Annotated in this window: 10 protein-coding genes; 3 read left to right on the top strand and 7 right to left on the bottom strand. The window is 72.7% G+C overall.

Annotated elements, in window-relative coordinates; genetic code table 11:
- The 3 genes from ID574_RS59120 to ID574_RS59110 form a co-directional block, all read right to left on the bottom strand.
- Positions 1 to 951 (bottom strand): ALF repeat-containing protein (locus tag ID574_RS59120; protein WP_188197844.1); only part of this gene is annotated, 951 nt, incomplete at its 3' end.
- 54 nt (positions 952 to 1,005) lie between these two features.
- On the bottom strand, positions 1,006 to 3,291 hold the full coding sequence (locus ID574_RS59115) for a S1 family peptidase (RefSeq protein ID WP_188197843.1): 2,286 nt from the start codon (positions 3,289 to 3,291) through the stop codon (positions 1,006 to 1,008).
- Between the two features lie 139 nt (positions 3,292 to 3,430).
- Positions 3,431 to 3,709 carry a hypothetical protein gene (locus tag ID574_RS59110; protein WP_188197842.1) on the bottom strand — a complete coding sequence of 93 codons (279 nt, stop codon included), beginning with the start codon at positions 3,707 to 3,709 and terminating at the stop codon, positions 3,431 to 3,433.
- A 91-nt stretch (positions 3,710 to 3,800) separates the two neighbouring features.
- Between ID574_RS59110 and ID574_RS59105 the strand changes: the two genes are divergently transcribed.
- A complete protein-coding gene (locus tag ID574_RS59105) occupies positions 3,801 to 4,670 on the top strand; it encodes an aldo/keto reductase (RefSeq protein ID WP_223168226.1) in 870 nt (289 codons plus the stop codon).
- Positions 4,671 to 4,740: 70 nt separating this feature from the next.
- Here the strand turns inward: ID574_RS59105 and ID574_RS59100 are convergent, their stop codons facing one another.
- On the bottom strand, positions 4,741 to 5,730 hold the full coding sequence (locus ID574_RS59100; protein ID WP_188197841.1) for a pirin family protein: 990 nt from the start codon (positions 5,728 to 5,730) through the stop codon (positions 4,741 to 4,743).
- Between the two features lie 113 nt (positions 5,731 to 5,843).
- Positions 5,844 to 6,668: a class I SAM-dependent methyltransferase gene (locus tag ID574_RS59095; RefSeq protein ID WP_188197840.1), complete on the bottom strand. Its 825-nt coding sequence runs from the start codon at positions 6,666 to 6,668 to the stop codon at positions 5,844 to 5,846.
- 71 nt (positions 6,669 to 6,739) lie between these two features.
- Between ID574_RS59095 and ID574_RS59090 the strand changes: the two genes are divergently transcribed.
- Complete coding sequence (locus ID574_RS59090; protein ID WP_188197839.1) at positions 6,740 to 7,345, top strand: TetR/AcrR family transcriptional regulator; 606 nt, start codon at positions 6,740 to 6,742, stop codon at positions 7,343 to 7,345.
- A 100-nt stretch (positions 7,346 to 7,445) separates the two neighbouring features.
- A complete protein-coding gene (locus ID574_RS59085; protein ID WP_188197838.1) occupies positions 7,446 to 8,054 on the top strand; it encodes a dihydrofolate reductase family protein in 609 nt (202 codons plus the stop codon).
- 1 nt (position 8,055) lies between these two features.
- Here ID574_RS59085 and ID574_RS59080 read toward each other — a convergent pair whose 3' ends face one another.
- Positions 8,056 to 8,436 carry a DUF742 domain-containing protein gene (locus ID574_RS59080; protein ID WP_188197837.1) on the bottom strand — a complete coding sequence of 127 codons (381 nt, stop codon included), beginning with the start codon at positions 8,434 to 8,436 and terminating at the stop codon, positions 8,056 to 8,058.
- A gap of 6 nt (positions 8,437 to 8,442) precedes the next feature.
- On the bottom strand, positions 8,443 to 10,667 hold a 2,225-nt coding region (locus ID574_RS59075), incomplete at its 5' end, for a sensor histidine kinase (RefSeq protein WP_188197836.1).

The raw sequence follows: 10,667 nt of genomic DNA, 5'->3' as shown, positions 1-10,667 counted from the left end.
CGCGACCCGCGCCGCCTGGTTGGCGGCGTTGGCCGCGTTGATCGCGTCCTGCGCTGCCGCCGCCGCCCGCGCGGCCGCATCCGCGGCCCGGCCCGCGGCCTCGGTCGCGCGCTTCGCCGAGGTCCCCGCCTCCGCCGTCTCCGCCGCCGCCCGCTGCGCCGCCTCCTTGGCCAGCTCGGCCGCTTTCACCGCCCGTTCCGACTGCACCTTCGCGGCCTGTGTCTGCTCCTCCGCGATCAACTGCGCCTGCCGCGCCACTGAGGCCAGTTGCGCGACGGTGGAGATCTCCTCGTCCCGCGCCCTGGCCACGTGCTGGCCGTGGTCGAGGAACTCCCGCACGTCCTCCGGCGCGCCCTGCAACGCGACCTGCGCCGCCCGCGCCACCTCGGGCCCACCCGTCGCGAGCAGCTTGGTCGCCTCGATCCGGTCGTCCTGCTCCGCCGCCCGGTACCGTCCGTCCAGCAGGAACTCCACGACGGCGGTGTCGCCCGCGGTCAGCGCCGCCTGGCCGGTCTGCCGGGTCGACGGGCCGCCCACGGCCATCAGGTTCGCCACCCGGATCCGCCGGTCCTGGCCCAGGACCGGCCGGTAACCGGACTCGACGAACGCCCGGATCTGCTCAGAACCGCCGGCGAGCGCCGCCTGCCCGGCCTGGACCATGGCCGGGCCGCTCAGCTGCATGAGCTGCGCGACCCGTACCCGGTCGTCCTGCGCCCGCAGCCCGGGCAGGTCGTCCTCCAGGAACTGGCGGACCTCCTCGTCTGTGCCCAGGAGCGCGGCCCTGGCCGCCCTCGCCACCCCGGGTCCGGCCGTCTTCATGAGCTCCAGCGCCTGCTCCCGCGCGACCGCCGGTTCCGCGGCGTGCGCCGCTGGGACGGCGATCGTGCCGGTCGCCAGCAGCGCCACCACCAGCACGCGTCTCACACCGAGCCACATACGCGTCGCCTTCACGATCGCTCTCCCTCATAAGGACGTGCGCCGATTCGGATCCTCAGCCCGCCGCGCTCACGGCGCGGCGCGCAGCTCCAGCAGCACCGCGAAGTCCGGGTCTGTGGTGCCGGTGGGCCGCACCTGGCCCTCGGGCACGACGACCGTCTGCTCCTCACCATTGGCGGTGATGGTCGCCTCGACGACCTGGTCGCCGGAACCGACCAGGAAGACGGAGTCAAGCCGCAGGCTCAGCCATCCGGTGTCGCCCTTGACCCGGAAGCAGAACTTCGACCGGCCGACACTCTCCACCGTGATCAGCTGCGGGTCGGTGGTGCACTCCACCAGCATGATCCGGCCGTCGCCGCGGATCAGCTCGATCTCCTCGATGGACTCCGCGCCGGGATACCTGAAGTCCTCGACCACCGAACCCGGCACGTTCACGTCCCCGGCCGCCTTCGCCGAGGCCGCTGACGTGCCTCCGGCCGGTACGAGGTCGGCGGCGTACCAGCCCTGCAGATCGACCAGGACGTGCGCGGAACCCGAGCTGTTGTTCCTGATCCTGATCTTGCCGCCGGTGCCGACCTTGACCACGGTGTGCCCCGCCCGGACGCCGTCGGCCGGTGGCGCGTAGTTGACCAGCGACGTGCTCGTCTCGGCGCCGTCGAGCGGCCACACGTTCAGATGCCCGTCGGCCGTGTTGCCGACGACGGTCAGGTTCAGCGCCGCCGTGGTGCCCGCGGGCACGCCGAGCGGCACGTCGATCGTGCTGTTGGCCGGCACCGGCACGCCCGTGCCGACCTCGCGGGTGTCCAGCCGGCGCACCGCCGGCATCGTCCGCAGCCCCGCGCCGCTGTCCGCGCTGCCGGTGAAGTAGCCCACCGCGGTCAGCACCAGGTGCACCGCCGAGGCGCCGTTGTTCGTGAACGTCGCCCGCCCGTCCGTGCCCAGCTGCACCGCCACGCCGTGCGCGGTCGTACCGGGCACGTAGTCCATGACGCTGCGGTTGTTGGCGCCCCCGGGCGGGAAGGCGCCGACCCAGCCTTGCCCGGTCGCGTCGGTCACGATCAGGTCCAGGTACGCCGCGCTGGCCCCGGCCGGGATGGCGCCACCTGTCAGGGTGAAGGTACGCGTCCCCCACGGCGGCACGATGCCCGCCGGTCCGCCCAGGCCGTTGCGGGTGTCCACGACACGGGTGTGGTCGACCGGCACGAAGCCCCGCCCCGCGCTCCCTGAGGTGGTGTAGTAACCCTGGACGTCGACCAAGACGTGCGCGCCGGCCCCATGGCTGTAGACGGCGATCCTTCCGCTGGCGGGTACGGGCACCACCGCGGTGTTGGAGATGATCTGGTTCGCGACGGCGTTCAGCATCGACAGCGGCGGGCGCGGCGCGCCCTCCGGCAGCAGCGTCAGGTACGTGGGCGCGGTCGTCACGGCCGTGACGTCGACCAGCACCGCGCTCACACCGGTCGCCGGTATGCCACCCACCCCAGTCACCTGGAACGGAGTGAGGCTGCCCGCGGCCAGCGCCCCCGCGGGCGCGCCCAGCCCTGAGCGCGTGTCCAGGGCCGCCGCGCTGGTGGGCAGGCGCACAAATGTGCCCCCGCGCACGGTCTGCCGCACCCAGTCCCGTACGTTGTCCACCCGCGCCTCGACCGCCGTGGTACGGGTCTCCGACGCGCCGGTCCCCAGGCAGCCCGCCTGCCAGGACGCGCTGTTCACCGCGACCAGCTCGAACCCCGCCGCCACGCTGCGCACCGCCGGCCCGCCGGCGTCCCCCTTGCAGATGGTCGCCGGCGCCGACGGGTCACCGGTGATCTCGACGGCCCCGGCGTTGACCGTGTGCACCGTGAAGGGCGCCTTGTGCAGCCGCTCCGGCACCCACTCCGTCGCCGTCCGCCCGAAGCCGGCCACCTGCAGCACCTCGCCGGGCGCCGGCGCGGTCGCGCTCACCCGTACCGGCGCCACCTCGACCACCGGGCTGGCCAGCTTGGCCAGCAGGAGGTCACGCGCCGGATGCGGCACCACGTGCGTGACGCCGCGCACCTGGCCCTTATCGATGCTGGTGAGGTCCTCGCGGCCGACCGTGACGGTGGTCGGCTGCGACGGCGGGCCGACCGGCACGGGATCGGACCCCTCGACGAAACAGGACTTCGCCGTGACGACCCACTCCGGATCGACCAGCGCGCCGGAACATCCGCGCACCGCGCTGCCCACTCTGATGTCCGCCACGAACCCGTACCCGTCGGCGGGCGCCGCCGCCCCGCCCGCGAGGCCCGAAGCCGGACCGGCGGGCAGCGCCACGGCGGCCATCACCCCGCCGACCACCAGCCCGACTAAACCGCGCCGTAACAGAACACGCATGAACGACCTCCACCCTGATCGCGATCAAGGCGGCCGCACACAAACCGCCCCGTGCACAATGGTCGCGATGACCGCCTTCAGATCCGCTTCACGACGGCGTCACCGCAGCACACGGACGAGGAGGCGGCGGAGCGAGCCCTCAGGTCGCCGGGGTTCGGGGGAAGATCTCGGTCCAGGAGCGCAAGCCCTCGCCGACCTGATCAACGAGTGCGCCCAGGAGGAAACCGACCCTGAGCGGCGCCGAGGAGATCGACGGGCGACGACTCCAACCGGATCGCGCCGTCGAGCAGGTGCAGCCCACCAGGGTGGACAGCACGATCTTGGTGCGCGAGAAGATGTCGCCGGGCTCGTCCAGGGCGAGAATCGGGTCACCGCGGATGCGGGCGTCCGGGTTCGCGATGGCATGGAACAGGGACATGATGGAGCCACCTTGGCGCAATGTCCCGGCGTTTCCACTGGTCTGTGCGGGCATTTGACCTGGAGTGCGCTCCAGCAGACAAGGTGGACCCATGCACAACGCCATGAGAACGCGCGCCATCGGAAACCGCCAGGTCGGGGTCATCGGACTCGGCGCCATGCCCATGTCGGTGGCCGGGCACATGCCGGACGAGGCGCAGTCGATCCGTACCCTTCTCGCGGCTCTGGACGCCGGCGTCACCCTGATCGACACGGCCGACGCCTACACGCCCTCCCACACGGACGTCGGCCACAACGAGCGCCTGGTCGCCCGCGCTCTGTCCCTGTGGGCAGGCGACGCCGACACCGTGCTCGTCGCCACCAAGGGCGGCCACACCCGCACGCCCGGCGGCGGCTGGTCCGTCGACGGCCGCCCCTCGTACCTCAAGGAGGCCTGCGATCGGTCACTGAAGGCCCTCGGCGTGGAGAGCATCGGCCTCTACCAGCACCACCGGCCCGATCCGCAGGTGCCGTACGAGGAGACCATGGGGGCGCTCAAGGACCTGCACGACGCCGGCAAGATCCAGATGGCGGGCATCTCGAACGCGAACCCGGAGCAGATCAGGCTCGCCCACGAGATCCTCGGCGACCGCCTGGTGAGCGTGCAGAACGAGTACTCTCCCCGTTTCCGCTCCAGCGACCCGGAGATCGACGTCTGCGCCGAGCTCGGCCTGGCGTTCCTGCCGTGGTCGCCGCTGGGCGGCATCGGCCGTACTGGGGAGCTGAGCCGTCAGAACGCCGCCTTCAGCGAGATCGCCGAAGCGCGCGGCGTGTCGCCGCAGCAGGTCTGCCTCGCTTGGGAGCTGGCCCGCAGCCCGGTGGTCATCCCCATCCCCGGCGCCAGCCGCCCCGAGACGATCCTCGACTCCGTCGGCGCCGCCACGCTGGAGCTCACCGAAGAGGAGCTCGCGCGCCTCGGCTGATCCGGCCGTCCTCGTCGGGGCGTGCGGATCCTCACGCCCCGGTACGAGGACGGCACGCCCTAGAGGGAGGTCACTCCTCTCCCGGCACCGGCCCGGCGGCGTGCGGAACCCGTTCGGCGGGGACGACGCCCAGGCGGCCGGCTTGGTAGTCCTCCATCGCCTGGAGGATCTCGGCGCGGGTGTTCATCACGAAGGGGCCGTAGTGCACGACGGGCTCGCGGATCGGCTGCCCGCCGAGCAGCAGCACCTCCAGGTTCGGCTCGGCCTGCGGCTGGGCCTGGCCGGCGGCGACGGTGAGCGCGCCGCCCTGGCCGAAGACGGCCAGCTGCCCCTTGCGCACCGGCGTGCGCTCGTCCCCGGCGAAGCCCTGTCCGGCCAGGACGTAGGCGAGGGCGTTGAAGCCGGGGTTCCACGGAAGCTCCAGCCGAGCGCCGGGGCTCACGGTCGCGTGCACCATCGTGATCGGGGTGAAGGTGATGCCCGGACCGGCGTGCCCGGCGAGCTCGCCGGCGATCACGCGCAGCAGCGCGCCGCCGTCGGACGAGGCGAGCAGCGCCGCCTGGCGGCCGCGGATGTCCTGGTAGCGGGGCAGGTGGAACTTGTGGGCGCGGGGCAGGTTGACCCACAGCTGAACGCCGTGGAACAGCCCGCCCGAGACCACCAGGTGCTCTGGGGGCTTCTCGATGTGGAGCAGCCCTGAGCCCGCGGTCATCCATTGGGTGTCGCCGTTGGTGATCGTGCCGCCGCCGCCGTTGGAGTCCTGGTGCTCGAAGATGCCGTCGATGATGTAGGTGACGGTCTCGAAGCCGCGGTGCGGGTGCCAGGGGGTGCCCTTGGGCTCGCCGGGGGCGTACTCGATCTCGCCCATCTGGTCCATGTGGATGAAGGGGTCGAGCACGGACTGCGGCACACCGGCGAACGCGCGCCGTACCGGGAAGCCCTCTCCCTCGAATCCGCTCGGGGCGGTCGTCACGGACCGCACGGGCCGCCGTTCGACGGAGGCCGGATCGGGTACGGCGACGCGCGGCAGCGTCAGGGTGTCGGCGGTGACGGCGGGCATGACCCCTCCATATGGTTGAATTTTCAATTGGTGACGCCCGCCTCAACGCACGCCTGTCACCAGGCATTCCCCGCTGGATGGGCGGGGCCGCCGCCGAGGCCCGTCAAGCCGGATCAGGTCGCGCCGGTTCGCGCGGCGGTGACCACCATCGCGGTGTAACGCATGGCGAACCCGCCCCCGATCGCGTCGATCGCGGGGCCGACGCCCGCCAGCGCCTCCTCCCGCTTGTCCGGCGGTAGCCGGGTCCAGATGCCGGAGGTGGGCAGCTGGTCCAGCCACTCGTCCCGGGTGTAGGGGTGCTCCCAGTCGAATCGCCACTGCTCTGGCTCGCCGAACGCCTCCGCCTGCCGTATGCCGTCGGCCGCTTTGTCGCAAAAGAGCGAGTAGCCGTTCGAGCCGGGCGCCGAGCGCGGGGCGGCAGGTGCGTCGGGCAGCGCCCGGCGGTAGACCTCGGCGAAGATCGCCGCCACCTCGGGCGGTGGCTGGAACGCGTTCCAGAACACCGCCAGGCGGCCGCCGGGGCGCAGCACCCGGGCCGCCTTGGCGGCGCCCGCGACCGGGTCCACCCAGTGCCAGGTCTGCCCGGCGACGACCGCGTCGAAGGTGCGGCCCGCCGGGTCCCAGGCTTCGAACGTCGCCACCTCCACCTCGAGTCCGCTGCGGCGTGCGACGTCGGCCATGCGCTCGTCGGGATCGACCCCGAGCACCCGGCAGCCGGCCGCCTGGAACGGCCGCGAGGAGATGCCGGTGCCGCAGCCGACGTCGAGGACGTCGGGGCCGGGGCTCGCGTCGACGATGCGGCCCACCATGGCGTCGGGGTAGCGGGGGCGGGTCCGGTCGTAGCGTTCGGCGTCCGTGCCGAAGGACACGGCCATCTGCCTGGCCTGATGAGGCTCGCGTTCAGGAAGAGGCGCTCCGGCCTCAGCTATAGTGGGCATGCGCCCACTATAAGTGGGCGCTCGCCCACTCATCAACCGGCCGAGTCCGGCCAGGGACGGAGGTATGCACGGTGCCGACAGGGGTGGCCATCCGCGACGTGCGACAGCAGCTGTTCGACGCCGCCGAGCGCGTCCTGCTCCGGGACGGGCCGAGCGCGCTGACCAGCCGGGCGGTCACCGACGAGGCAGGCGTCGCCAAGGGCGTGCTGCACCGGCACTTCGCCGACTTCGACGCCTTTCTCGCCGAGTTCGTGCTGGATCGCGTCGACCGGATGGATTCCCAGGCCGCGGCCCTGCGCGAGGCCGCCGGGACCGGCACCGTCGCCGGCAACCTCGCCGACGCGCTGACGGCGCTGTTCGGGTCGGTGGCGGTGGCGATCGTCGCCCTGGTGACCTTCCGGGACGAGCTGCGCGCCCGGCTGCGCCGTACATGGCCGGCCGGCGTCCCCGTCCTGACGGAGGCCGTGGGGATGATCGCCTCCTATCTCACCGCCGAGCGGGACCTGGGGCGGCTCGCGGCGGACGCCGACGTCGACACGCTCGCGCCCACCCTGATCGGGGCCGGGCACCTGCTGTTCGCCGACCGGCAAGGGGGCCCGCCGGAGACCGAGGCCGTCCGCAAGATGGTGACCGCCGTCGTCGGCGGCGTCGTACGAGAACCTGAGGCCGGCCGATGACCCGCCCTTAAGGATTCCGTAAGCGGGGTCGGCGAGGCTCGGGGCGTACACGAGAACGGCGGAGGGCCGGCAGGGCCTCCGCGGGGAGAAGGAGCGAGAGATGGCGAGCAAGCTGGTGGTGGGCACCTTCGTGACCCTGGACGGGATCATGCAGGCCCCCGGTGGGCCCGGCGAGGACCCCTCTGACGGCTTCCAGCACGAAGGATGGCTGCCCCCGCACCTGGACGAGGGGTTCGACCGCATCATGGGGCCGCTGGTCGACCGCGCCGACGCCATGCTGCTGGGCCGCAGGACGTATGACATCATGGCCGCTTCCTGGCCCAACATGCCGGAGGCCGACGGCGCCGAGCAGATCAACGGCATGCGGAAGTACGTCACCACCAGGAAGCCGATGACGGCCGAGTGGACCAACACCGAGGTCCTGGTGGGCGAGGCGGCCGAGACCGTCGCCGACCTCAAGCGGCGCACCGACGGCACGATCCTGGTCCAGGGCAGCAGCGACCTCCTGCGTACGCTGCAGAGCGCCGAGCTGGTCGACGAATACCACCTGCTGGTCTTCCCCGTCGTCCTCGGCCAGGGAAAGCGGCTGTTCGCCGAGGGCACCGTCCCGGCCGGGCTGAAGCTCACCGGGTCCGACACGACCGGCACCGGCGTCGTCTACCTCACCTACGAGTGGGCGGGCAAGCCCTCGTACGGCACCGTCGCCTAGATCAGAGCCGGCGCAGCCCGGTGAGCACCCGTTCCAGCAGGGCCGGGTCGGGGCGGCCGTCGCGCAGCCGGGGCTGGTCCACCTGGAGCAGTCCTTGGGCGGCCATGTCGGCGATCAGCACGCGGACGACGCCGAGCGGCAGGCGGAGCAGGGCCGAGACCTCGGCGACCGAGCGGGCCTGCCGGCACAGCTGGTCGATGTCGGCGTACTCGGGGTTGATGAGGGCGAAGTCGTGCGGTGGCGCGGTGGCGGAGCTGACCAGCGCCTCGACCGCGAGCCTCATGCAGGGCGTGGTGCGTCCGCCGGTGACGGCGTAGGGCCGCACCGGCGAGTCCTCCGGGTCGCCGGAGCCCGGCGGGATGTCCCAGTCGAGATCGTCCATACGCGTTCACCCGATCCCGTCGCCGCTGGTCATGCCGCCCGTGCCGAAGGGCGGGAGGTCGCCGGCGCCGATGCGGATGCGGGCCTGGCGGAAGCCCTCCTGGAAGCTGGTGATGCGGCTGCGCACCCGTTCGGGGGACAGCCGGGGGATCGGGGCGACGCCCTTGGGGGTCGACAGGGTGTCGGCCGTGCCGGGCACCAGGTTGGCTCTGGGCACACGTTTGGGCAGGCCGGAGGTGGTGGGGCCGTCGTCGGCCGGGTTGGCCGCGGCCTGGGCGGCGCTCCAGCCCGCGTCGGTCTGGGGCGAGCTCCAGCTGTCGGTGCGCTCGCGGTTGAACCAGGCCGACTCGACCTCCGCGAAGATCGGCAGGTAGTCGTCGCCGGACGGGACGGACCGGACGGCGGGGATCGGGCCGGTGGCCGCCGCGTCGGCGCGCGGCGCCTCGCGGAAAGGCGGGTCCGGCAGCGGCACGAGGGCGGGATGGCGACCCCATAGCGGGCCGGGGCCGGGGTCGGTGGCGAACGAGGGCCAGTCGGCGTCGGACGGGCTCATGGGTGGGGGCGGACGCCATTGGCGAGGTGGCGGGGCATGCCCGGCCGCGGCGACCGGGTACGGGCCCGGGGCGGCGCGCAGCAGCGTGTCGGGCACGAGCACCACGGCGATCAGGCCGCCCTGCTCGTTCGGGCGCAGGCGGACGCGGATGCCGTGCCGGTGGGCCAGCCGGGCCACCACGAACAGGCCCATGCGGCGGGAGGCGGACACATCCACCTCGACGGCGTGCGCCAGGCGTTCGTTGGCGTGGGCGAGCTCGTCGGCGGTCATGCCGATGCCGGTGTCGGTGATGGACAGCATGATGCCGCCGCCGTCGAGCGCCTCGGTGCCGACGGTGACGCGGCTGTCGTGCGGCGAGAAGGACAGGGCGTTCTCGATCAGCTCGGCCAGCAGGTGGACGATGTCGTTGACGGCTTGTCCGGCGATGGCGTCGGCGATGGTGACCCGGGCATCGACGCGCTGGTACTGCTCGACCTCCTGCAGCGAGGCGCGTACGACGTCGATCAGGCGGATGGGCCGGTTCCACCGCCTGGGCGGCTCCTGGTCGGCAAGGACCAACAGGTTCTCGTTGTTGCGGCGCATGCGGGTGGCCAGATGATCGGCCTTGAAGAGGCTGGCCAGCCGGTGCTCGTCCTGCTCGCCCCGCTCCAGGTCGTCGAGGTGCTGGATGAGCCGCTGGACGAGCGTCTGGCTGCGCCTGGACAGGTTGACGAACATCGCGTTGATGTTGGCGCGCAGGCGGGCTTCCTCGCCGGCCAGCCGGATGGCCTGGCGGTGCACCTCGTCGAAGGCTCGGGCGACCTCGCCGACCTCGTCGTGGGAGTCGACGTCGATGGGGGCCACGGCGGGGGTGGCTCCGTCGCCGGTCTCGCGGACGGTGCGCATGGTGGTGGGCAGCCGGTGGCCGGCGATGTCCAGTGCCTCCCTGCGGAGCCTGCGCAGCGGGCTGACCAGGGATTGCGCCACGATGGCCGTGAGCAGCAGGACCGCCAGGAGCAGCAGGACGATCACGGTGGCGGCCACGACGGCGTCGTGGCGGGCGGCGTCTCCCAGCGTCCGGCTCTGCACGATGATCGACTCGCCGAGCCGCCGCTGGACCGCCGACATGCCGTCCACGGTGCCGCTCATGGCCTCGAACCAGCGTTCGGCGTCCGCGCCGGTCCCGGGGACGATGTCGATCGGGCCGCTCTGTCCGGCCTGGGCGAGGGCGCGCAGCCGGATCGCTTCGGCCCGGTCCACCAGCGTGCCGGTGACGGTGTCGTCGTACGCCTGGCGCTGCTGGATCGTGGCCGCCGACCGGAAGACCTCCAGCTCGCTCTCCTGCTGGGCGCGGGCGGCCATGAACCGGTCGAGCTCGCCGCTCTGGAACCCGCCCGCCGAGGCCACCGCGGTGAGCAGGCCGCGCTGCTGCGAGGCGGCCTCGTGTGCCTTGGCAAGCGCGGACAGGGCGCGGACGCTCGCGGTCAGCTCCTCGTCCTCGCCGCTCATGCCGATCTGGTCGTGCAACTGCTGGAAGGCGGCGATGATCTGGGCATACTTCGTCAGCGTGGGCAGGGCGAGCAGCTGTGTCCGCTGGACCGTGGTCCGGGTGGCGGCGATCTCCGGCAGCCGGATGAGGACCTGCCGGATGAGGCTGACGGCGCTCTCGCCGTGGTCGGCAGTGATGGACACGGCCTTGG

The organism is Nonomuraea sp. SYSU D8015 (assembly GCF_008065375.1).
GTDB lineage: Bacteria > Actinomycetota > Actinomycetes > Streptosporangiales > Streptosporangiaceae > Nonomuraea.
The sequence above is the reverse complement of the archived record's forward strand: the minus strand, read 5'-3'. Positions and strand labels throughout refer to the sequence as shown.

Excerpts from the sequence above, each read along its gene's own strand:
- ID574_RS59115 (WP_188197843.1), bottom strand. The coding sequence starts at position 3,291 with ATGCGTGTTCTGTTACGGCGCGGTTTAGTCGGGCTGGTGGTCGGCGGG.
- ID574_RS59110 (WP_188197842.1), bottom strand. The coding sequence starts at position 3,709 with ATGTCCCTGTTCCATGCCATCGCGAACCCGGACGCCCGCATCCGCGGT.
- ID574_RS59105 (WP_223168226.1), top strand. The coding sequence starts at position 3,801 with ATGCACAACGCCATGAGAACGCGCGCCATCGGAAACCGCCAGGTCGGG.
- ID574_RS59100 (WP_188197841.1), bottom strand. The coding sequence starts at position 5,730 with ATGCCCGCCGTCACCGCCGACACCCTGACGCTGCCGCGCGTCGCCGTA.
- ID574_RS59095 (WP_188197840.1), bottom strand. The coding sequence starts at position 6,668 with ATGCCCACTATAGCTGAGGCCGGAGCGCCTCTTCCTGAACGCGAGCCT.
- ID574_RS59085 (WP_188197838.1), top strand. The coding sequence starts at position 7,446 with ATGGCGAGCAAGCTGGTGGTGGGCACCTTCGTGACCCTGGACGGGATC.
- ID574_RS59080 (WP_188197837.1), bottom strand. The coding sequence starts at position 8,436 with ATGGACGATCTCGACTGGGACATCCCGCCGGGCTCCGGCGACCCGGAG.